The organism is Pistricoccus aurantiacus (assembly GCF_007954585.1).
Taxonomy (GTDB): Bacteria; Pseudomonadota; Gammaproteobacteria; order Pseudomonadales; family Halomonadaceae; genus Pistricoccus; species Pistricoccus aurantiacus.
Window position 1 is genome coordinate 107,866 of sequence record NZ_CP042382.1, and the last position, 20,448, is coordinate 128,313.

19 protein-coding genes are annotated in these 20,448 nt (G+C 59.8%); 12 read left to right on the forward strand and 7 right to left on the reverse strand.

From position 1 onward, the window contains the following. The first annotated feature begins 18 nt into the window (after nt 1-18). From fni to crtB, 5 genes are read left to right on the forward strand one after another with little or no spacing between them, the layout of a single operon-like run. Nucleotides 19-1,095: a type 2 isopentenyl-diphosphate Delta-isomerase gene (gene fni / locus FGL86_RS00500; RefSeq protein ID WP_147182763.1), complete on the forward strand. Its 1,077-nt coding sequence runs from the start codon at nt 19-21 to the stop codon at nt 1,093-1,095. Continuing rightward, nucleotides 1,088-2,392 carry a glycosyltransferase gene (locus FGL86_RS00505; protein WP_147182764.1) on the forward strand — a complete coding sequence of 435 codons (1,305 nt, stop codon included), beginning with the start codon at nt 1,088-1,090 and terminating at the stop codon, nt 2,390-2,392. Before fni ends, FGL86_RS00505 begins: the two co-directional genes overlap by 8 nt. Next, entirely contained in the window at nt 2,389-3,573 is a 1,185-nt protein-coding gene (crtY, locus tag FGL86_RS00510) for a lycopene beta-cyclase CrtY (protein ID WP_147182765.1), read from the forward strand. The genes FGL86_RS00505 and crtY overlap by 4 nt, the downstream gene beginning before the upstream one ends. Further along, nucleotides 3,570-5,072 carry a phytoene desaturase gene (locus tag FGL86_RS00515; RefSeq protein WP_147182766.1) on the forward strand — a complete coding sequence of 501 codons (1,503 nt, stop codon included), beginning with the start codon at nt 3,570-3,572 and terminating at the stop codon, nt 5,070-5,072. The genes crtY and FGL86_RS00515 overlap by 4 nt, the downstream gene beginning before the upstream one ends. Continuing rightward, on the forward strand, nt 5,069-5,995 hold the full coding sequence (crtB, locus tag FGL86_RS00520) for a 15-cis-phytoene synthase CrtB (protein ID WP_147182767.1): 927 nt from the start codon (nt 5,069-5,071) through the stop codon (nt 5,993-5,995). The genes FGL86_RS00515 and crtB overlap by 4 nt, the downstream gene beginning before the upstream one ends. Here the strand turns inward: crtB and FGL86_RS00525 are convergent. The 5 genes from FGL86_RS00525 to FGL86_RS00545 form a co-directional block, all read right to left on the reverse strand. After that, a complete protein-coding gene (locus FGL86_RS00525; protein WP_147182768.1) occupies nt 5,992-6,480 on the reverse strand; it encodes a sterol desaturase family protein in 489 nt (162 codons plus the stop codon). The two genes, crtB and FGL86_RS00525, sit on opposite strands and share 4 nt — an antisense overlap. Then, a complete protein-coding gene (locus FGL86_RS00530) occupies nt 6,477-6,959 on the reverse strand; it encodes an FAD/FMN-containing dehydrogenase (RefSeq protein ID WP_147182769.1) in 483 nt (160 codons plus the stop codon). The genes FGL86_RS00525 and FGL86_RS00530 overlap by 4 nt, the downstream gene beginning before the upstream one ends. A gap of 387 nt (nt 6,960-7,346) precedes the next feature. Then, on the reverse strand, nt 7,347-8,042 hold the full coding sequence (locus FGL86_RS00535; RefSeq protein ID WP_147182770.1) for a TenA family protein: 696 nt from the start codon (nt 8,040-8,042) through the stop codon (nt 7,347-7,349). 38 nt (nt 8,043-8,080) lie between these two features. Beyond that, nucleotides 8,081-8,668 (reverse strand): peroxidase-related enzyme, encoded by a 588-nt coding sequence (locus tag FGL86_RS00540; RefSeq protein ID WP_147182771.1) that lies wholly within the window; start codon nt 8,666-8,668, stop codon nt 8,081-8,083. Between the two features lie 98 nt (nt 8,669-8,766). Further along, nucleotides 8,767-11,874, reverse strand: a complete 3,108-nt coding sequence (locus FGL86_RS00545; RefSeq protein ID WP_147182772.1) for a DEAD/DEAH box helicase — start codon at nt 11,872-11,874, stop codon at nt 8,767-8,769. A gap of 195 nt (nt 11,875-12,069) precedes the next feature. On the opposite strand from FGL86_RS00545, the gene FGL86_RS00550 reads away from it, so the two are divergent. Beyond that, nucleotides 12,070-12,396 carry a helix-turn-helix transcriptional regulator gene (locus FGL86_RS00550; protein WP_147182773.1) on the forward strand — a complete coding sequence of 109 codons (327 nt, stop codon included), beginning with the start codon at nt 12,070-12,072 and terminating at the stop codon, nt 12,394-12,396. A gap of 25 nt (nt 12,397-12,421) precedes the next feature. After that, the gene (locus FGL86_RS00555; RefSeq protein ID WP_147182774.1) at nt 12,422-13,744 is read left to right on the forward strand and encodes a type II toxin-antitoxin system HipA family toxin; all 1,323 of its coding nucleotides are present in this window, start codon (nt 12,422-12,424) and stop codon (nt 13,742-13,744) included. Nucleotides 13,745-13,811: 67 nt separating this feature from the next. Here the strand turns inward: FGL86_RS00555 and FGL86_RS00560 are convergent, their stop codons facing one another. Further along, nucleotides 13,812-15,308: a CoA-acylating methylmalonate-semialdehyde dehydrogenase gene (locus FGL86_RS00560; RefSeq protein ID WP_147182775.1), complete on the reverse strand. Its 1,497-nt coding sequence runs from the start codon at nt 15,306-15,308 to the stop codon at nt 13,812-13,814. Nucleotides 15,309-15,539: 231 nt separating this feature from the next. Between FGL86_RS00560 and FGL86_RS00565 the strand changes: the two genes are divergently transcribed. Further along, a complete protein-coding gene (locus tag FGL86_RS00565) occupies nt 15,540-15,770 on the forward strand; it encodes an AbrB/MazE/SpoVT family DNA-binding domain-containing protein (protein ID WP_147182776.1) in 231 nt (76 codons plus the stop codon). A gap of 271 nt (nt 15,771-16,041) precedes the next feature. Here the strand turns inward: FGL86_RS00565 and FGL86_RS00575 are convergent, their stop codons facing one another. After that, nucleotides 16,042-17,361, reverse strand: a complete 1,320-nt coding sequence (locus tag FGL86_RS00575) for an IS1380 family transposase (protein ID WP_425468287.1) — start codon at nt 17,359-17,361, stop codon at nt 16,042-16,044. A gap of 146 nt (nt 17,362-17,507) precedes the next feature. Here FGL86_RS00575 and FGL86_RS00580 point away from each other — a divergent pair, with 146 nt between their 5' ends. The 4 genes from FGL86_RS00580 to FGL86_RS00595 are packed head-to-tail and all read left to right on the forward strand — an operon-like array spanning nt 17,508 to nt 20,418. Next, nucleotides 17,508-17,672, forward strand: coding sequence for a hypothetical protein (locus tag FGL86_RS00580; protein WP_222433778.1), 165 nt, complete (start codon nt 17,508-17,510; stop codon nt 17,670-17,672). A gap of 59 nt (nt 17,673-17,731) precedes the next feature. Then, nucleotides 17,732-19,150: a DNA-3-methyladenine glycosylase 2 family protein gene (locus FGL86_RS00585; protein ID WP_246131695.1), complete on the forward strand. Its 1,419-nt coding sequence runs from the start codon at nt 17,732-17,734 to the stop codon at nt 19,148-19,150. Nucleotide 19,151: 1 nt separating this feature from the next. Further along, complete coding sequence (locus FGL86_RS00590; RefSeq protein WP_147182777.1) at nt 19,152-19,616, forward strand: methylated-DNA--[protein]-cysteine S-methyltransferase; 465 nt, start codon at nt 19,152-19,154, stop codon at nt 19,614-19,616. Beyond that, nucleotides 19,600-20,418 (forward strand): hypothetical protein, encoded by an 819-nt coding sequence (locus FGL86_RS00595; RefSeq protein ID WP_147182778.1) that lies wholly within the window; start codon nt 19,600-19,602, stop codon nt 20,416-20,418. The genes FGL86_RS00590 and FGL86_RS00595 overlap by 17 nt, the downstream gene beginning before the upstream one ends. Nucleotides 20,419-20,448: the final 30 nt, after the last annotated feature.

The following is a 20,448-nucleotide window of genomic DNA, read 5'->3' on the forward strand; positions in this document are numbered from 1 at the left end:
TCCTGGCAGGAGCGCAACATGGCGAGTGACGACCTGGTGAAACGCAAGAACGATCATCTCGATATCGTGCTGGACGCTCGCCGCGCCGACGCGCCGACGGCCACGGGTTTCGCCGATTATCGCTTCGCTCACTGCGCCTTGCCACAGCTGCATCTGGACGATATCGATCTAAGCACTCGACTTTTCCATAAGCCATTGAGCGCGCCATTTTTGATCAGTTCCATGACCGGCGGCGCGGCCCGAGCCAAAACCATCAACCGGCATCTAGCGGAAGCGGCTCAGCATCTGGGCATCGCCCTGGCTATCGGCTCTCAGAGAATTGCGCTGCAATCCGGCAACGATCACGGTCTGACTCGGGAGTTACGGCAGGTCGCTCCCGATATTCCTCTGCTCGGCAATATCGGCGCGGGACAGCTGCGGGAGCGCGAAGGCCTCGACTGGGCGCGCCGCGCGGTGGAGATGATCGAGGCGGACGCCTTGATCGTGCATATCAACCCCTTGCAGGAAGCGGTGCAAGGCGGCGGCGACCGTGACTGGCGAGGCGTGCGCCAGGCGATCGGCGCCCTGGTCAAGGTGCTCGAGGTACCGGTGGTGGTCAAGGAAGTGGGCGCGGGCATCTCCCCCGCGATCGCCCGAGCGCTGATGGAGGAAGGAGTCTCGGTGATCGACGTGGCCGGCGCCGGCGGCACCAGTTGGGCCGCGGTAGAAGCGGAGCGCGCCACAAGCGAGACGCAGCGCAAGATCGCCATGGCCTTCGCCGGCTGGGGAATTCCTACCGCCCAGGCTATCCAGACGGTGCGCCAGGCGCTGCCGGATACTCCCCTGATCGCTTCCGGCGGCATTCGCGACGGCGTGGACGCCGCCAAGGCAATACGGCTAGGGGCGGATCTGGTGGGCCAGGCCGCCGCGGTGCTCCATAGCGCCACGGCGTCCAGCCAGGCGGTGATCGAGCACTTCGAAACTGTCATCCAGCAGCTGCGCATCGCCTGCTTCTGCACCGGCAGCTTGGATCTGGCGGCGCTGCGCCAGGCGCCGCTCATCGAGACAGGATTCAACAAAACTCCAGGCGAACTCATGGAAGAACCCCATGGCTAAGCATATCGGCGTGATCGCCCCTGCCCTACCAAGTCATTTCAGTGCCCTGCAGGCACTGGCCTGTGAACTGATCGAACGCGGCCACCGGGTGACGTTCCTGCATCAGCCGGAGGCTAGCCGCTGGCTAAGCGACTCGCGAATCGGCTTTCAGCCGCTAGGAGAATCAAGCCATCCCCCGGGCTCCCTGGACGAAACCCTGCGCCTGGCCGCCAACCCCGGCGGCCCGCTGGGGCTCAAGCGGCTGATCCAGGACATGAGCCGCACCACGGAGATGCTTTGTCGAGAAGCCCCCAAGGCAATCGAGACGCTCCAGATCGATGCTCTGCTTTGCGATCAGATGGAAGCCGCCGGCGGGCTGGTCGGCGAGGCAATGGGACTGCCTTATATTTCCGTGGCCTGCGCGCTGCCGATCAATCGCGAACCCGGGCTGCCGCTGCCGGTGATGCCCATGAGCTATCAGGACGACCCGCGGCGCCAGCGAATTTACGCGGGCAGCGAGCGAGTCTATGACGACCTGATGAACCCCCTTCGTCGCGTCGTCGCTCGCCACGCCGCCGCCTTCGGGCTGTCTCCGCGAGAAGGTCTGCATGAATGCCTGTCGCCTTATGCCCAGATCAGTCAGACGGTAAGCGGTTTCGACTTTCCCCGTCGCGCCTTGCCGAAAGATTTCTATCATGTGGGGCCGCTGCGAGCGGCGCCGACGGAAGAACCCGATCTGGCCATTCCCATCGCCCAGGATCGTCCGCTGGTCTTCGCTTCTCTCGGCACGCTTCAGGGTCATCGCTTCGGTGTTTTTCGACGTATCGCCCGGGCCTGCCGACGTATCGAAGTACAGCTGCTGCTGGCCCACTGCGGCGGCTTGAATTCCAATCAAGAACAAGTACTCGAACGTGAAGGCGCGACCTGGGTGCGGGATTTCGTACCCCAGCGCGCCGCTCTGGCCCGAGCCAACGCGGTGGTTTCCCACGGCGGCCTGAATACGGTGATGGATGCCCTGCTCGCTCATACCCCCATCCTCGTTTTGCCGCTGGCCTTCGATCAGCCCGGGGTAGCGGCGCGGGTGGTCCACGCCGGGGTAGGCCTCAAGGCCTCGGCGCGTTTCTCGAATCAGCGTGCCTTGAGCGACAAGCTCGAAACGCTGTTGACCTATTCCCGCTTCGCCCACCCCTTGGAGCGCCTGAGCGACGAGGTCAAGGCCGCCGGTGGCGTGCCCCGAGCGGCGACTATCGTTGAGAAGGTCATCGACGGCGACCCGGCGATTTCACCTCATGCATCTGCCCACGAGAGCCTGGCATGAAAGCGCCGGATCTGATCCTGGTAGGCGGCGGCCTGGCCAACGGCCTGATCGCACTGCGGCTGAAACAGGCACGCCCGGAACTGCGCCTGCTGATGCTGGAAAGCGAAAGCCAGCCCGGCGGCAATCACACCTGGTCGTTTCACGACGGCGATCTGTCAAAGGCCCAGCATGCCTGGCTGGCGTCCCTGGTGGGCTGTCGCTGGCCCCGCCATCGAGTGATCTTTCCGGACCGCAAACGCCTGTTGAGCGGCGGCTACGCCAGTATTTTTTCCACGGATTTCGCCGGAGCCTTGAAAGAAGCTCTCGGGAAAAACCTCTGGGTCGATACGCCGGTGGCAAGCCTATCCCCCGAGTCCGTGGAGCTCGAAGACGGCCGCATCCTGCAGGCGCCGGCGGTGATCGATGGCCGCGGGCCCAAGGAAAGTCAGCATCTGACCCTGGGCTATCAGGCGTTTCTCGGCCGGGAAGTGCGACTGGAACGGCCCCACGGCCTGCAGGAACCGATCATCATGGACGCCAGCGTTCCCCAGGGCGACGGCTACCGTTTCGTCTATGTGCTGCCCTTCAGCCGGGATACCCTGCTGATCGAGGATACCCACTACGTGGACCGGCCGGCGGATGACGCCACGAAACTGCGGAAGCACATCGACGCCTATGCGCGAGATCACGGCTGGAGGGTTGCCGAAACGCTGCGGGAGGAAAACGGCGTGCTGCCGATCACCCTGGCGGGAGATTTTTACGCCTTCTGGCGAGACGCCCAGGGTCAGCCCAGAAGCGGCCTGCGGGCGGGGCTTTTCCACCCGACCACCGGCTACTCGCTACCTCATGCGGTACGCTTGGCGGAGCATATCGCGAGCCTCGAAAATCTCGGCGCGAAATCCCTGTTCCAGGCCATCCACGCCTTCGCCGCACAGGAATGGCGGCGCCAAGGCTACTTTCGCCTGCTCAATCGCATGTTGTTCATGGCCGGCCGCCCGGACCGGCGCTGGCAGGTCATGCAGCGCTTCTACGGTCTGCGGGAGCCGCTGATCGAGCGCTTCTACGCCGGGCGTCTGACCTGGGCCGACAAGGCGCGCATCCTGACGGGCAAGCCCCCGGTGCCCCTGGGCGAGGCTCTCAAGGCGGTTCGGCTGAACTCGCCGCAAAGGATTGCATCCACCCCTTTTGGAAAACATTCATGACCCAACCCAAACGCGCCCTGGTCATCGGCGCCGGCTTCGGCGGCCTGGCCTTGGCGATTCGTCTGCAGGCCGGCGGCTACCAGACCACCCTGCTGGAAAAGCGCGACAAGCCCGGCGGCCGCGCCTATGTTTATGAAGACAAGGGTTTCACCTTCGACGCCGGCCCCACGGTGATCACTGATCCGTCCGCCTTGGAAGAGCTCTTCACCCTGGCGGACAGGCGCCTTTCGGATTACGTCGAGCTATTGCCGGTCACGCCCTTCTACCGGCTCTGCTGGGAAGACGCCCCGGCCTTCGACTACGTCAACGATCAGGAATCCCTGGACCGGCAGATCGCCGAACGCAATCCCAAGGACGTGGAGGGCTATCGGCGCTTCCTGGACTATTCCAAGGCGGTCTTCGAGGAAGGCTATCGCAAGCTCGGCGCCGTGCCATTTCTCTCCTTTCGCGACATGCTTTCCGCCGGCCCGCAGCTGGCCAGGCTTCAGGCCTGGCGCAGCGTCTATTCCATGGTCTCGAAGTTCATCGAAGACCCGCATCTGCGCCAGGCCTTCTCCTTTCATTCCCTGCTGGTGGGGGGCAACCCTTTCGCTACCTCCTCCATCTATACTTTGATTCATGCTCTGGAGCGCCAATGGGGGGTGTGGTTTCCCAAGGGCGGCACCGGCGCCTTGGTGCAGGGCATGGTCAAGCTGTTCGAGGATCTCGGCGGGCGGCTTGAGCTGAACGCGGAAGTGGCGCGAATCGAAACCGAGGGCGATCGGGTGAGCGGCGTCACCCTGGGAGATGGCCGGCACTTTCCGACGGATACGCTGGCCTCCAACGCGGACGTGATGCACACCTATGCCAAGCTGCTGGGTGAGCATACCCGTGGCGCCGGCCAAGCCAAATCGCTGAGCCGCAAGCGATTCAGCATGTCGCTGTTCGTGATCTATTTCGGCCTCGACAAGCCATCCCAGGGCCTGGAGCATCACACCGTCTGCTTCGGTCCCCGCTACAAGGAGCTGATCGACGAGATCTTCAACGCGGAAACCCTGGCGGACGACTTCTCCCTGTACCTGCATTCCCCCTGCGTCACCGACCCGAGTCTCGCGCCGGAAGGCTGCAGCGCTCATTACGTGCTGGCACCGGTACCGCATCTGGGCAAGGCGAAAATCGACTGGGAAACCCAGGGCCCGATATATCGTGACCGTATCCTCGACTACCTGGAACGACATTACATCCCGGGGCTGCGGGAGCACCTGGTGACCTGCCGGCACTTCACCCCGCTGGATTTTCGCGAGGAGCTCAACGCCCACCTGGGCTCCGCTTTTTCCTTGGAGCCGATTCTGACCCAGAGCGCCTGGTTCCGACCTCACAACCGCGACGCCAAGATCGGCAATCTTTACATGGTAGGCGCCGGCACCCATCCCGGCGCCGGGGTGCCCGGGGTGATCGGATCCGCCAAGGCTACCGCAGGCCTGATGTTGGAACGCCTCAATGACGGTACGCCACAATGACGGATAAGCTGGGCCAACACGCTGCACAGACCATCGCCGTCGGTTCCAAGAGTTTTGCCACCGCCGCCAGATTGTTCGATCCGCAGACCCGGCGCAGTGCCCTGATGCTTTACGCCTGGTGTCGCCACTGCGACGACGTGATCGACGATCAGCAGCTGGGTTTTCAGACATCGACAAGGTCACTGCAAACCAGCGAGTCCCGCCTGGAAGAACTTCGTCGCTTGACCCGCCAGGCCTATGCGGGAGAACCCATGGAAAGTCCGGCCTTCGCCGCCTTTCAGGAAGTCGCCCTCGAACACGAGATCCCCGAGCGGCATCCCCTGGCACACCTGGACGGCTTCGCCATGGACGTGGCGGAGCGGCGCTATATCACGCTCGACGACACCCTGAGCTATTGCTACCACGTGGCCGGCGTAGTGGGAGTGATGATGGCCTGGATCATGGGCGCGAAAGATGATGCGACCCTGGACCGAGCCTGCGACCTGGGCCTGGCCTTTCAGTTGACCAATATTGCCAGGGATATCGTCGAGGACGCGGAAATAGGCCGCTGCTACCTACCGGAGCAGTGGCTGGAGGAAGCCGGCATTCCACAAGAAGAGATCGCTTCACCTCAACATCGTGAAGCGCTTTCGAAACTCGCTGTGCGGCTAGTTGATACGGCGGAACCCTACTATGACTCGGCTCACGGCGGCCTGACGGCGCTTTCGCCGCGCTGCGCCTGGGCCATCGCCACCGCCTTGGGCGTCTATCGGGAAATAGGCATGAAAGTGAAAGCGCGAGGCGCTCGCGCCTGGGATAAACGCATTTCTACCAGCAAGATGGATAAAACGCGTCTGCTATCCGGCGGGCTAGCTCAGGCGCTGGCGTCGCGCTGGCGAACACCGGAGCCGCGACCGGACCAGCTTTGGCAGCGGCCTCGTTAGCGAGCGTTTTTCAAGGGCCCGCCGTGCTTCTCGCGCAGTTGGCGCTTGAGAGTGCCGATAGGCGGCGCCACCAGGAAACCGAAGGACACGCAGCCTTCCCTGCCCTTTACCGCATGGTGCATGCGATGGGCCTGATACAGCCGCTTCAGGTAGCCCTTGCGTGGTACGTAGCGAAACGGCCAGCGCTGATGCACCAGCCCATCGTGGGCAAGGAAATAGAGCGCGCCGTACAAGGTCATGCCGGCGCCTATCCACTGCAGCGGATACCAGCCCGCGGTGCCCAGGGCGATCAGCAGAATGGCGATTCCGGCGAATACCACCGCGTAGAGATCGTTCTTCTCGAACCACCCCGTTCGCGGTTCGTGGTGGGAACGATGCCAACCCCAGCCCCAGCCGTGCATGATGTATTTATGCGCGTACCAGGCGAAGGCTTCCATACCGGCCACCGTCGCCAGCAGGATCAGCGTATTCATCAGCAGATTCATGATCGATACTCCTCCAGCGTCCGGCGCAGCGCCTCGGCGGACTCGAATTCGCGACGCTCCTGTACCTTCATGTCGTCGAGATCCAGCCAGAGCACCGTGTCGCCGTTGCCCAGATGCTGCGGCGCGACTTGGCTTTCACGGTCGAGCAGGACGCGATAGTTGGCCGAACGCATCGCCGGCACCAGCACGAGCTTGGCCACCAGGCCGGGTATGCGCGAAATATCCGCCACATAAAGCGTATTACGCGCTTCCAGATAGCCCTCGGGACTATCTTTTAACGCCTCGTCCATCACTTCCGCCGCCTTGCGACTGCTGGCGACGAGCAGCAGACTCGTCTGCTCGTCGAGATTTACGGAGTCGCCAAACTGATCTTTCAGGGTCCAAGGCGCAAGCCGCTCACCCACCTCGACGGCCTGAGCCATCGTACTGACCAGGAAAATTCCGATCGAGAAAAGCGATAAGACAAGATAATGTTTCATGAAGGTACTCTTGTTAACAACGGAGAATATCAAATATTAAAAATTATGAATATTAAGAACGATGAAACGATCCCGGGAGCATTTTTTAGATGGTGGTCGTGCAGCTTCAAAGCTTGCAAACCAAAGACTTTTTTGATGGATAAAAGGAAAAACTACCTGTAGAGGCCTCTTTCTCCGCCCATCAGACTAACCATAATCCAAGTATAAAGATGTTTTACGCCTTCAAACCAGATCTTGCCATGTCATTTAATGAAGCCAAGAAACACGCCCAGCGTTTTTCAGCCAGTACTTGTAGGAAGCCTGCGATAGAAGGATGCCCTTAAGGGAAGATCAGCCGGGCAATGATTCACGTTGACCTCTTGCCCTATGCTTCAGCAATCAATGAGGTCAACCCGGATACACGGCATCGTGGAAGGCTCTTTCCTTGGCTACCGTTTCTCGAAAGCGCCTGGCCATCCGTGTAAAGGCCTCGTCGTCGAGATCGATTGCCGTTTCGTGCAGTCGCCGACGCAGCCAGCTCACGAACGCTCTGAAGTCAGGATTGTCGTGTAGGTCGATCCACTCGCCTTGCAACGGGTGTAGCCCATCAACCCGGGTGATCCGGGTGGCCCATTCCAGGTAAATCCACTCCGTGACCACCAATACCGCCAGTATCTCCGCATAGCTGCCCTGCATGCCGGTATCTTGCAGAAGGCGTCGAAAGTCCTGGGTGGCTTCCAGATAATTCGGTGTGCTGCGAGCCCGCTCCGAAACTTCAAAGGTCTCGAAGGTACGCAGGAATACGCTGTTCTCGTCACTGGTCAGCATGCCCATGAACCGACCCAGCACAACGCGATCTTCCATACTTGGAGCACGACCAATGGCATGGCCGATCAGCGCGGTAAAAGGATCAACGAACCCATAGTCCTGCACCATATAGGCGGCGAAAACCTCGTCAAAAAGCCGCCCTTCGGCCAAGGCATCGAATAGTGGATGATTCACCGTGGCGGACCAGTCCGGCTCGCTTGTCTCGCGCAGCCAGTCGCTGATCGACGCTTCCTTACGGCCGGCAGCCCAATCGCTCCAGGTCCTGCGTGTGGTCATCAGGTATCTCCTCTAACAGCCAAAAGGATATAAACGCTTTATTTTTCTCTCGGTATCCGGCCCATCAGATAGAACTCCGCGTTGGGCGGCGTGCCGGTAAGGTTCACCAGCCGGTTGGACATGCCGAAGAAGCCGGCCACGGCGCCGATATCCCAGATATCGTCCAGAGTGAACTCTGCCTCGAACAGGCGAGTTTGCCAGTCATCGTTCAGCTCGCCTTGCTGGGTGCCGATATACAGCGCGAAATCCAGCATGGCCCGATGGCGCTCGCTGAGCGGCGCGGTGCGATGATTGATCGCCACCTGATCCGCCAGCAGCGGGTCCTTGCTGTAAATGCGCACCAGGGCCCCGTGGGCCACCACGCAATACAGACAGCGATTGCGGGCGCTGGTGGCCACCACGATCATCTCCTTTTCCGCCTTGGTCAGGGTATCGGATTCTCGCTCCATGATGGCGTCGTGATAGGCGAAGAAGGCGCGAAACTCCTCCGGCCGATGCGCCAGCATCAGAAAGACATTGGGCACGAAGCCTGCCTTTTCTTGAACGGCGAGGATGGTGGCGCGAATATCCTCCGGCAGATCGTCGAGGGTTTCGGGAACAGGGAAGCGGCTGAGAGAATGGCTCATGTAAGGACTCCTTGAAAACAGAGTGCTGCCGAAACGTCGCTCATTCGAGTGAACCTTAACGTAAGCATTATGTTCGTGCGCTTGGGGCCTGTCAGATACTATACGGGCCGCGCCTGCTCGAACAGCTCCGCCGGAATCGGATACTCGAGCTCCCAGGTCATTTGTATCGGCCGGTTCCCCTGATAATGCTTGAGCGCCTTGACCGGGCCAAGAAAGATGAAAGGCGCCGTCTCTCCTTCAATACGCTTATGCATCCGGGCAAAGAAGAGAATGGTATTGCCGTACTCTTGGAAGCGAAGAAAATCCTGGCCAGTGGGACTGTCTTGAGTCACTGTCGAACGACTTTCCCAATGCAGCAGCGTACGGCTGATCGGGTAATCGTGGTAGCGCGTCGTAGGCGAGAAATCGCTCTCGTCTTTCTGAAAGGTGACCAACATCACGTAGGCTTTCAAAGGCTTGGCATGAAGCATGCCCTGCCCCATGGGACCGGGTTTTTCCAGACTGGCTAACCCCAGCGCCGCCTTGATCTCGGCTGTGCCGTAGGCACCGTGCAACAAAAGTCCACAGTCGAACGGTAATACAATCCGCTTGAGTGGAACTGTCTGCCGGGACCGACGCCAAGCGGCAATTTCTGCGGCATCCGAGGCAATGCTGGGATTGGCTTGCCACTTCGACAATGACTCTTCGAGGTTCGCCACACCGGCTAGCTCTCCCTTTTTCCCCCACAACACATAATGAAGCGCTGTCATCAGTTTCTCGCTATAACGTCCACGAGATTCATGGACGCTGGAATCCTGGGCGATGGATTCGATGGCATCGAGCAGCTGCGGATCAGTCCGCAGTGCAATACGCGGTAACGCCTTCCTCGCCTGAGCCAGATTCGCATCATTAGGTATGGGCTGGCGAAGTGCCATGGCCTTCCACTCGGACCAGCTGCGACGAGACAATACCTGTATGGGGGAGAGTCCGCTGACATCGAGGAAGCGGCCGAAGGTTAGCGGCTGGTTCACTTCCTGCGACCAGGTGCGGATAGTCTCCGGAATGAAATGGTTGAGGTTATCGAGAACTTCACGAATCTTACCCAACACCCGCTCTCGCGCCACCCGTTCGAGCTGAATGCTGCAGCCTGGAGGAAGGCCCGGAAAGTCCGCTTCGACTTCACGATCCAGACGCTGGCGTTGACCGGAAAGCAAAGCGGTAAATCGGGTATCAAGCCGATAGCGACGATGAGTTTGGCCGACGAAGTCGAGGACGGTGAGACACTCCTTTCCCGGGGCGTGACGCAGCCCCCGTCCCAGCTGCTGCAGAAACACTGTCAGGCTTTCGGTGGGCCTGAGAAACATCACCAGGTTGATGTCCGGAACATCCACCCCTTCACTGAGCACATCGACAGTGAACAGAAAAGGCAAGCGGCCTTCACGAAATTCACGAATGCGTTCGGTGCGACTCTCGGCAGGCGTATCACCTAACAGTACCGATGCATGTAGCCCTGCCTGATTAAACTGCTTCGCCATGTACCGGGCGTGGCGTACCCCCGCACAAAAACCGATCGCACGCACTTCCGAAAGGTCTGGCTGATAGCGCCGTAGCGCTTGAAGCACGGTGTCCACCCGCTGCCGAGCGCGGAAATCATCGCCGGTCAGCAGATTCTCCAATTGGCCAACATCATAGCGACCATTGCGCCACAAGCTCTCATCGCTGAGATCGATGCTGTCGCTGATACCGAAATAGTGAAATGGACAGAGCAGCTTTTCTTCCAGCGCCTCTGGCAGACGAATCTCGGCGGCTAACCCGTCATCGAAATCCGGCAATATGCTGCTGCCATCCATACGCTCCGGAGTAGCAGTCAGGCCAAGCAGCCACAGTGGCTGCAGCGTTTCGAAAAACTCCCGATAGCTGCTGGCAGCGCCATGGTGCGCCTCATCGACGATGACATAATGAAAATGCTGACTACCCAGTTTTACCCAAGGTCGCTGTCGATTCAGGGTCTGGATTGAAGCAAACAGATAACGAAATTCGTCAGGCTCATGACCCCCGACCCAGAGCTCGCCGAAGTTCTGATCGCGTAGCACCGTGCGAAAGCAGGCCAGCGCCTGTTCGAGTATTTCGCGACGATGAGCGACAAACAGCAGCGGTACTTTACGACGTTTATGCTCGCAGACACGACAATAATCCAGTGCCGATATCACCGTCTTGCCCGTCCCCGTCGCAGCAACAATCAGATTGCGATAGGAGCCGCGCTGTCGAGTCGCGTCCAGAGCCTCAAGGATACGCAGTTGAAACGGCCGCGGCGTGATCTCCGCGAAGAAGGCAGCGCCGCTGTTGTCGCGCGCCTTGTGCGCGGCAATTGCCTGCCGAAAGCGACGGAAGTCGCATTCAGTAAAGGGCTCGAATTCATCGCTTTCCCAATAAGCGGAAAACTCGGCGGCAAAGCGTTCCAGGATATGCGCCATGTCCTGAGCGGTTGCCTTGACCGTCCATTCAAGGCCTTGAGTCATTGCCGAATGCGACATGTTGGCCGAGCCTATATAGGCAGTGGAATAGCCGCTGTCGCGCAGGAAGTGATAGGCCTTGGCATGCAGCCGAGTGCCGCCAGTGTCGTAGGACACGCGCACGGTGACGTTGGATTGGCCTGCCAACCACTCCAGCGCTGCCGGATCGCTGGCTCCCATATAGCTGGTCGAGATAAGGCGTATCGGTACGCCACGTTCGGCAAGATGCTCGAAAGCCGGCATCAGCAGACGAAGCCCTGACCACTTGATAAAGGAGACCAGGATATCGACTCCATCTGCGGTCGCCATTTCTGCACGCAGTTCGTGCTCCAGGGGCGGATCGTGACCAAGACCGGTCAGCAGCGCACTAGTGGCAAGCGGCGTCTGTGGACGCGCAAGCTTTCCGGCATCAGCGCCTATCGACGTCATTACCGGCTTATTGACGCTGAGCAGACGCTTGCGAGTCAGATACTCAAGACCATCGGTAGCAGCCAATAGCTCGATAAGACGATTCAGGAGCGGAATTCGCTGATCGACATTCGAGATGCGCAGCGCCTGGACGAGCAATTGGCCGACAAATTGAGCGTATACATGGGGTGCAGTCTCATCGTCGAGCGCTCGCAGTATCGGTTTCAGTTCCGGATGAGCGGCAAGATGCTGTGCCAACTCTTCATCCAGCAACCGCTCATAAAGACCTGCAGGTAGCTGATCCATGCCAGACTCTCTTTGTCTGTTTCCCGCTATTTATCGGCATTCTATGCGCTACACCTTATAAGATTGAGTCAAGACAGTATGAATATCATAGTTTATCTTTCTCTCAATAATTGTCATCTCATCTGTTGCTTATGCGAAAAATAGCAACTAATGTGTTGCTATTCAGTGAAAAAGCAACACATGAGTTGATAATCCATGATCTTGCTCGAGCAGATAAAGTCACGCCGTCTGCAGCTAGGCTTGAAGCAGAGTGATATGCGGATGCGCCTGGGCATGTCCCGGCAGCAGTACCAACGGCTTGAAGCCAGTGGCAATCCCCGTTTGAACACGCTCGAACTGGTTGCCAAGGGCCTCAACGCCGAGTTGATGCTGATACCTCAGGATAAACGCGAAGCGGTGCTTGCTGTGCTGGCGAAAAGCACTCCATCCGATCAGAGGGGCCATGCGCAAACGCCACCTGAAGAGACTGGCGATCCCCTGATCGATGATCCCTGGAGGGGGCTGCTGGAGGAAAACGAATGAATGCAGCTTTGAAAGTGACGTCTCCATGGACCGATTAAGCGTCCTACTGCTGACGTTGCATGATCACCTGGTGGGTCACCTTGTCGGTTACAGAAGCGGCAGAAATATCCTTCTCTTTGCAGAAGAGTTCGCGCATGATCCAACGCGGCCGACACTCAGCCTGATTACCCACCCACGTTTTCCGAAATCCCCGGAGCTACTGAGGCGAGACTGGCTCAGACACCAACGGCTGCATCCCCTGCTGTCCAACCTGTTGCCGGAAGGCGCATTGCGCGAACTCCTGGCGCAAGGTCTGAAGACTCACATCGATCACGAATTCGAGCTGCTGGCCTGGCTTGGACGAGACCTTCCAGGCGCCCTGATTGCGACACCAATGGCACCCGACGAAGTGCCGGAGACACTGCTGCGTCGCCTGGCGTTCGCAGATCCGGCGGGTATCGAACGGATAGAACCCATTGATCTTGCCAGCAGGTTCTCTCTTGCGGGCATTCAGATGAAGTTCTCCATGAAGGAGAAAGACGGCCGATACAATCTTGCCCAAGGAGGCGCCGATTCAGCGCAAACCGAGCTCGGCGACTGGATCATCAAGACGCCCTCCACCCGTCACGCTCAGGTTCCCCTGAACGAATACTCCGCAATGACACTGGCTGCCTTGGCTGGCATTGATATTCCGGAAATTCGCTTGATCAAGCTGGATCAGCTGGAGAATCTTCCACCTATCAACTTGCCTCAGGAAACCCAGGCATTCGCCATTAGGCGCTTCGATCGCAGGCAGACCAAAGGACAAATCGAACGTATCCACATGGAAGACTTTGCCCAGGTGCTGGTGAAATATCCCAAGGAAAAATATGGCGCGGCAAACTATGAACAAATCGGCCGCATCCTGTATCAGTATTCCGGGGATGGCATCGCCGATGTGCAGCAGCTTGCTCGACGATTGCTGGTCAATATCCTGCTGGCCAACGGTGATGCGCATTTGAAGAACTGGAGTTTGCTGTACGATGATCGCGTTACACCGAGGCTTTCCTCGGCTTACGACATCCTGACAACGCGGGTCTACATCGACGGTGAAAGAAACGCCGCGCTCAACCTTGCGGGAAATAAGGACTGGTACTTGGCGTCGATGAACAGCTTTCGTCGCTGGGCGGATAAATCCGCCATTCCCTGGCGGCTGATCAAGCCCCATCTCGATGATACGTTGGACAGGGCACGCACACTTTGGCCGGAAGCCCTGCAACAGCAACCCATGCTGGAACGCCATAAAGACGCGCTAAGAATCCACTGGCAGCAGTTGCATGCTGACTTTCGAATTCGCACCGGCGCGACCGGTCCAATCAAGAGGCCTTGACCGGTTAGCAGTAATATAGCCCCGCCTCAACCGAGACGAGGCCACACCAGGCAGATTCTCGACGCGATCACATCGAGATCGTGCTGTTGATCCCGCCGGAAATATTCTCCGGCTCGAACCAGCGGGCAGTGACGGTCTTGGTCTGGGTCCAGAACCGGATCGCCTGCTTACCGTTGGGGCCGAGATCGCCGAGCTTGGAGCCTCGAGAACCGGTGAAGCTGAAGTAGGCCACCGGCACCGGAATCGGCACGTTGATGCCCACCTGGCCCACGTCGATTTCCGTCTCGAAGCGCCTAGCCGCCCAGCCGGAGTTGGTGAAGATCGAGGTGCCGTTGCCATTGGGATTGGCGTTGACGAACTCGATGGCTTCATCCAAGGTTTCGACCCCCACTACGCAGAGCACCGGGCCAAAGATTTCCTCCTGATAGATCGCCATGTCCGCTTTCACGTCGCTGAATACCGTGGGGCCGACGAAATTGCCCTCCGGGTAGCCCTCGACTTCGTAGCCGCGACCGTCCACGGCCAGGGTCGCGCCTTCCTGTGCGCCTTTCTCGATCAGACCCAGCACTCGATCCCGAGCCTGGGGGGAAACCAACGGGCCGAGATCCGCATCCCGCTGGGAGCCGGGGCCGACGGTCATGTTGCGCGCGCCCTCGACGATATCCTCGAGCCACTTTCGTGCTTCGCCCACCAGCACCACCACGGAGTTGGCCATGCAGCGCTGGCCGGCGGCGCCGAAAGCGGAGCCCAGCAGGTTGTCGATGGCCTGGCTGCGATTGGCGTCCGGCATCACCACGCAATGGTTCTTGGCACCCATCATCGCCTGCACCCGCTTGCCCGCCTGGCTGCCACGCTGATAGACGTGAGTACCCACCTTGGTTGAGCCGATAAAGGAAATCGCCTTGATATCCGGATGATCGCAGAGCTGATTGACCACGTCCGGCCCACCGTGGACCACGTTGAGTACCCCTTCCGGCAACCCCGCTTCATGAGCCAGTTCCACCAGACGCATGGTGGAACTCGGGTCCTGCTCCGAGGGCTTGAGCACGAAGGTGTTGCCGGTGGCCACCGCCAGCGGGAACATGAAACAGGGCAGCATGATCGGGAAGTTGAAGGCGGTAATCCCGGCGCCCACCCCGAGCGGCTGATTCAGGGTATAGACATCCACCTCGTTGGCGGCGTTTTCCGCCACCTCGCCCAACTGCAGCGACGGAATCGCGCAGGCGTGCTCCACCACTTCCAGCCCGCGACCCACTTCTCCCGCCGCGTCCGGCAGGGTCTTGCCGTGCTCCAGGGTGATCAATTCCGCCAGTTCATCCGTATGCTCGCGAATCAATGCCTGAAACTTGAGCATGATTCGCTGGCGCTTGGCCAGGGGCACCTTGCGCCAGGTCTTGAAAGCCTGCCTAGCGCTGGTCACCGCCCGCTCGACTTCCTCTTCCGTGCAAAACGGCACCCGGGCCACCACTTCCTGGGTGGCGGGATTGAGCACGTCCTGCCATTCGCTGCTGCTGGAGGCCACGGCCTGACCGTCGATATACAGTGGTATCTCTCGAACCGACATGATGATGACTCCTTGGCGAATCTCGCATGAAATCCGATCAATAAATTTATCGCATGTGCTTGCGGATTTGGCCGGCAAGCGACATACGCATATCTCGAGTGTAGCCTGCGAAGAACCGTGCTGTGCATGGGACTTGCGGATAAGAGAGGAGTACATTGACGCGATCATTGTCGCTTGTGATAGCAGGAACTAGTATTACCGTATTACCCCCCAAATAGTTTTGGGACTGCCATGACAATATTGACCAGCAAGCTTACCGGCAAGTATCAAGCTACCATTCCCGACGCCGTGCGCAAGGCACTGAATCTCAAGGCCGGCGACGCCATCGCCTTCGAGATCGATAATGGCGAGATTCGCCTGCGCAAGGCGCGGCCCATCGACCTGGCCTTCGCTCATGCGTTAGAAGGGACACTGAGTGAATGGGAATTCAGTGCGGACGAGGAAGCCTACAGTGAGCTTTGAAGCGTTCGATGTCGTGGTTGTTCCTTTCCCTTTCACTGATAAAACCACTACCAAGCGCCGCCCGTCACTGGTGTTGTCCTCCGCCGAATTCAATCAGACAGTTAGCCCGAAAATTGCACCAGACTGGCCAGCGACTCTTAGATACTGGGCTCGGTGAGGGTGATGGCTCTCACGGCCTGAAATTGGCTAGTTCTTGAACAATTTCATGGTCTCCGGGCGCACTTCCCCCTACCCCCTGTGTTTTCTGTGCCGGGGACAGCACGCCGCAGCGCTATCCCGGCACCAGCTTGCTGACCAGTTTCAGGAACAGGTCTTGTTCCGAGCACTGACTGTTCAACATCAGCCGGATAGTGCGGGTGTTGCGGGTGATGACGGCGCCGATCTTCAACAGCTTCAGGCGGATGGTATTGACCTGCGCCTGGGCGAAGGCGGTGCGCTTCAGGTAAATCCGACGCAGCCGCTCCAGCAGCAGGTAGGCGAGCCCCGAGAGCAGCAGGCGGTACTGGTTCGGCCACCACGCGTGGCAGCTGGTCCGGTCGGAGAACAGGAACTGCTGCTCCTTGATCCGATTCTCCATCTCGCCCCGGGCGCAGTAGCGGTGGTCGTAGAGCCACTCGGCGCTGCAGCCGCGCAGGCTGGTGACCACATAGCGCGTGTTGAACCCGCGCCGGCTGGTCTCGGATTTGACGATCACCTTGCGTTGACGCGCGTTCCAGCTCTTGGCCGCGTACTCGATAAAGCCGAACACACGCTGCTTCTCCCAGCTCTCCTCAAAGCGGATGGCCGACGCGTAGTCGGTGTCCAATGCCCGCTTGGCCAGGCGCTTGTTGCCGGCGATGCCGATGATGTAATCGACATCGTGACGGTCACACCAGTTGAGGATCAGCGGGCGGCAGAAGCCGCTGTCACCGCGGAACACGATCCGTACCTCAGGCCACGCTTGACGCAGCCGCCGGACCAGCAGCGCCAGGACGGCGCCGGCATGATGGGCGGCATCCCGCGAGGCCGGGCGCAGATAGCTGGCCAGCAGCTGATCACCGCAGAACACGAACAGCGGCAGGAAGATGTAGTGGTCGTAGTAACCGGAGAAGTGCCGCCCGAGCTGCTCGCCGTGCACGCGATCGTCGGTGGCATCAAAGTCGAGGTAGAGCGGCTTCTTGGGTGGCTTGCGGAAGGAACGGATGAACTGCTCGATGAGCTCCTCATGAATAGCCACCGCCCAGTCTCGGTTGGCCTGTTGCTCGAAGCGACACAGGGTGGACTGGCTGGCCAGCACGCCATCGGTATCGACGGCGGTCTGCAGAGCGACGTCATGGCGCAGCGCGTGGTGATCATTGAGATCTTCGTAGCCCAGGGCCAGGCCGAAGACACGCTGACGGACCAAGGTTTGCGTGCGGTGGTGGCAGCGTTGAGGATCACGCTCATCGGTCAGCCGGCGGGCCACGGCGCGTGTCAGGCTCATCTCACGGTCGAGCTGACGCAACAACAAGATGCCGCCGTCGGAAGTGACATCGCCGCCATCGAAACTGGCGACGATCCGACGGCCTTTACAGCGTGGAAAGGAAGCGGAGGGCATGGTACATTTTGTCATGGCGGCTGAGTCGGCTGGTTCTTGTGTAGGAGCTTGAATTATAACCGATTTTCAGCCGTCTTTTTCATGTCTGGTGCAATTTTCGGGTTAGTCAGGCAGTCATGGCGATGATCACCAGCGCCAAGAACTCCGCATGACCGTTGGACATGGAGATCCAGGATCTCGATATCGCCGGCTTGCCTTCTCCTTCCATCGTTCGGATGAAGCTTTTTACTCTCGAAACCCGGCTCGTTCTACGTAAGGCTGGTCAATTAGGTGAAAAAGATCGACAGCATATTGCCTCTATTCTTCAGCAACTGCTTCCCCTCTGATAAACACTTCAGTTCCGTTTCCGGCGAGTTTTCTGGTCGCCCCGCGTTACACTGACCCCATGAATATCGCAGCCACGCCAAAAGACGACGCCTTGCTGACGCCGGAACGTTGTCACCGGGCCCGCCTCGCCCGGGACGCCCGTTTCGATGGCCGTTTCTTCACCGCAGTGACGACCACCGGTATCTACTGTCGGCCGATCTGTCCCGCCACGCCGCCGCTGGAGCGCAACGTCGTCTATTTCGAAAGCGCCGTCACCGCCGCTCAAGCGGGTTATCGCCCTTGCCTGCGCTGCCGGCCGGACAGCGCCCCGGACTCCCCTGCCTGGCGTGGCACGCAAACCACCCTGGAGCGCGCTCTGCGGCTGATCGACGAAGGCGCCTTGCAGAACGGCTCGGTAGCGCAACTGTGCGAGCGCCTGGGTATCGGCGAGCGTTATCTACGCCGACTCTTTCGCGAGCGCTTCGGGGTCTCGCCGAAGGCCTACGCCCTTTATCGCCAGAGCCTGTTCGCCAAACAGCTGCTGCATCAAACCCGGCTTCCCGTCACGGAAATCGCCCACGCCAGCGGATTCAACAGTCTGCGACGCTTCAACGATGCCTTTCAGCGCCATATCGGCTTGAGTCCGCGGGCGGTACGCCGCGAATCCGGCGAAGGCGACTCGAAACTCAGCCTTCACCTGGCCTATCGCCCGCCCTATGCCTGGTCGGCGGTGCGTGACTTCTTTATCCCCCGCCTGATTCCCGGGATGGAATGGGTCGACGAGAACCGCTATGGCCGCTGTATCCAGTGGGGAAGTGCCAAGGGCCACTTTACCGCTACCCATGAACCGCAGCGTCATGGTTTTCGTGTCGAACTCGAACTCAGCGATCTGCGGGCGCTCCCGCCGGTGGTACGCCGGATTCGCCAGCTGCTCGACCTGGACGCGGACACTCGAACCATCGAAGCTCACCTTGCGGCTACCGTGCCGCAGCTCACGCTGGTGGAAGGCCTGCGCCTGCCCGGGGTCTGGAACCTGTTCGAAGCCGGAGTCCGAGCCATCCTCGGACAGCATATTTCCGAAGCCGTCGCCCGCAACCTGACCGAGACCCTGGTAACCACCCTTGGCGAGCCGCTGGAAGATTCCACCGGCCAGGCGCGCTATCTGTTCCCCACGCCGGAGCGAATCGACGCCAGCGATCTGGCCTTTCTGGGCATGCCAAGCGCCCGTCGCGCCACCCTGAAACGCTTCGCCGACTGGTATTACCAGTCGGAATCGCCGGACGATTCGAAAGCCTGGATAGCGCTCAAGGGCATCGGCCCCTGGACCGCGGACTACGCAGCCCTGCGCGGGTTGTCCCATCCGGATATCTGGCTGGGCGGCGACCTGGGGGTTCGCAAGGCGTCGAAACTGCTGGACGACTTCGACCCGGCTATTGCCGCTCCCTGGCGTAGCTACCTCACTCTTCAACTTTGGCAACATCTTTGGAGGAGTCATTAAGATGAACGTGGACTATTTCCAACCGCCCGGTGAGTCGCCGATTGGTCTGCTGAAGATTCGCGCCACTGACAAAGGACTGACGGAAATCGACTTTGTGGAGGCTCGCGATGAAACGCCCCGCCCCAATGCGATGACCCAGCAATGCCAGACGCAGCTGGCGGAATATTTCGCAGGCAGGCGGCGTGAGTTCGATCTACCCTTGACGCCTCAGGGAACTGAATTTCAGCAGCAGGTATGGAGGGCGCTGCGGGAGATTCCCTACGGCCAGACCTGCAGCTACTCTTCCCTGGCGGAAACGCTGAACCGCTCTGGCGCCCAGCGCGCGGTAGGTGCCGCCAACGGCAAGAACCCGATTTCCATCGTGGTGCCCTGTCACCGGGTCATCGGCCGCAGCGGTCGCCTGACCGGCTACGCCGGCGGCTTGGAGCGTAAGGAATGGCTGTTGATGCATGAACGCAAGCACTAAGAAAGGCGATATGTCACGCCGCCTGCCGATAGTCTTCGGCCTGCTGCTGCTCGCGGGCCTGTCCTGGGTGAGCATTCCCCAGGAGCTGGCCACCGCCGCCATCGACGACGCCCTGGGCGGCGCCTTCTCCGCTTTCGCCATCGCCAAGGGCCTGAACGCCAGCATTTCAGTGTTGCAAAGCTCAACCCTGGACTTTCAGGTCTTCCAGGTCTCCGTAGGCGAGGCGCTGGACCCGGCCAACGACATGATCGAGCGCTTCTCCTGGGTGATGTTCGCCGCCAGCGGCTCCCTGGCGCTGCAGAAACTGCTGCTGGGGATTTCCGCCAGCCCTATCATCAAGGGTCTGCTGACCGGGGTCTGCCTGATCGGCGTCGTCCTGATCGCTTTCGGCCGCAAACGCTGGCAGCCGCCGCTGTTCAAGACGCTGATGGTGGCGGTCATGCTGCGTTTTGCCGTGGTGCTGGTCGCCCTGGCCAGCGGCCTGGCGGAGCAGGCCTTTCTCGAGGAGCCGCGCACCGCCACCATGGCGGAACTGCAAAGCAGCCAGGAAGAACTCGAAACCCTGGCGGAAAAGCGCATCGCCCAAGGTAACGATAAAGACGAAAGCTGGTGGAAAAACCTCACCGGCCGGGTCGGTAGCCTGGTCGGCAACCCGGTGGACGGTATGCGCGAACGCTTCGACGCCATCACCGATCAGGTCATCGACCTGACGATGATCTTTATCACCCAGACGATGCTGTTTCCTTTGGCGTTTCTATATCTGCTGTATCGGTTGGCGAAGCGGCTTTTTGATTATCGCTAGATTGACAGTCTTTGCATTTCTCAAGGGGTT

Coding starts and splice junctions, on each gene's coding strand:
- fni (WP_147182763.1), top strand. CDS start 19: ATGGCGAGTGACGACCTGGTGAAACGCAAGAACGATCATCTCGATATC.
- FGL86_RS00505 (WP_147182764.1), top strand. CDS start 1,088: ATGGCTAAGCATATCGGCGTGATCGCCCCTGCCCTACCAAGTCATTTC.
- crtY (WP_147182765.1), top strand. CDS start 2,389: ATGAAAGCGCCGGATCTGATCCTGGTAGGCGGCGGCCTGGCCAACGGC.
- FGL86_RS00515 (WP_147182766.1), top strand. CDS start 3,570: ATGACCCAACCCAAACGCGCCCTGGTCATCGGCGCCGGCTTCGGCGGC.
- crtB (WP_147182767.1), top strand. CDS start 5,069: ATGACGGATAAGCTGGGCCAACACGCTGCACAGACCATCGCCGTCGGT.
- FGL86_RS00525 (WP_147182768.1), bottom strand. CDS start 6,480: ATGAATCTGCTGATGAATACGCTGATCCTGCTGGCGACGGTGGCCGGT.
- FGL86_RS00530 (WP_147182769.1), bottom strand. CDS start 6,959: ATGAAACATTATCTTGTCTTATCGCTTTTCTCGATCGGAATTTTCCTG.
- FGL86_RS00535 (WP_147182770.1), bottom strand. CDS start 8,042: ATGACCACACGCAGGACCTGGAGCGATTGGGCTGCCGGCCGTAAGGAA.
- FGL86_RS00540 (WP_147182771.1), bottom strand. CDS start 8,668: ATGAGCCATTCTCTCAGCCGCTTCCCTGTTCCCGAAACCCTCGACGAT.
- FGL86_RS00545 (WP_147182772.1), bottom strand. CDS start 11,874: ATGGATCAGCTACCTGCAGGTCTTTATGAGCGGTTGCTGGATGAAGAG.
- FGL86_RS00550 (WP_147182773.1), top strand. CDS start 12,070: ATGATCTTGCTCGAGCAGATAAAGTCACGCCGTCTGCAGCTAGGCTTG.
- FGL86_RS00555 (WP_147182774.1), top strand. CDS start 12,422: ATGGACCGATTAAGCGTCCTACTGCTGACGTTGCATGATCACCTGGTG.
- FGL86_RS00560 (WP_147182775.1), bottom strand. CDS start 15,308: ATGTCGGTTCGAGAGATACCACTGTATATCGACGGTCAGGCCGTGGCC.
- FGL86_RS00565 (WP_147182776.1), top strand. CDS start 15,540: ATGACAATATTGACCAGCAAGCTTACCGGCAAGTATCAAGCTACCATT.
- FGL86_RS00575 (WP_425468287.1), bottom strand. CDS start 17,361: ATGACAAAATGTACCATGCCCTCCGCTTCCTTTCCACGCTGTAAAGGC.
- FGL86_RS00580 (WP_222433778.1), top strand. CDS start 17,508: ATGGAGATCCAGGATCTCGATATCGCCGGCTTGCCTTCTCCTTCCATC.
- FGL86_RS00585 (WP_246131695.1), top strand. CDS start 17,732: ATGAATATCGCAGCCACGCCAAAAGACGACGCCTTGCTGACGCCGGAA.
- FGL86_RS00590 (WP_147182777.1), top strand. CDS start 19,152: ATGAACGTGGACTATTTCCAACCGCCCGGTGAGTCGCCGATTGGTCTG.
- FGL86_RS00595 (WP_147182778.1), top strand. CDS start 19,600: ATGAACGCAAGCACTAAGAAAGGCGATATGTCACGCCGCCTGCCGATA.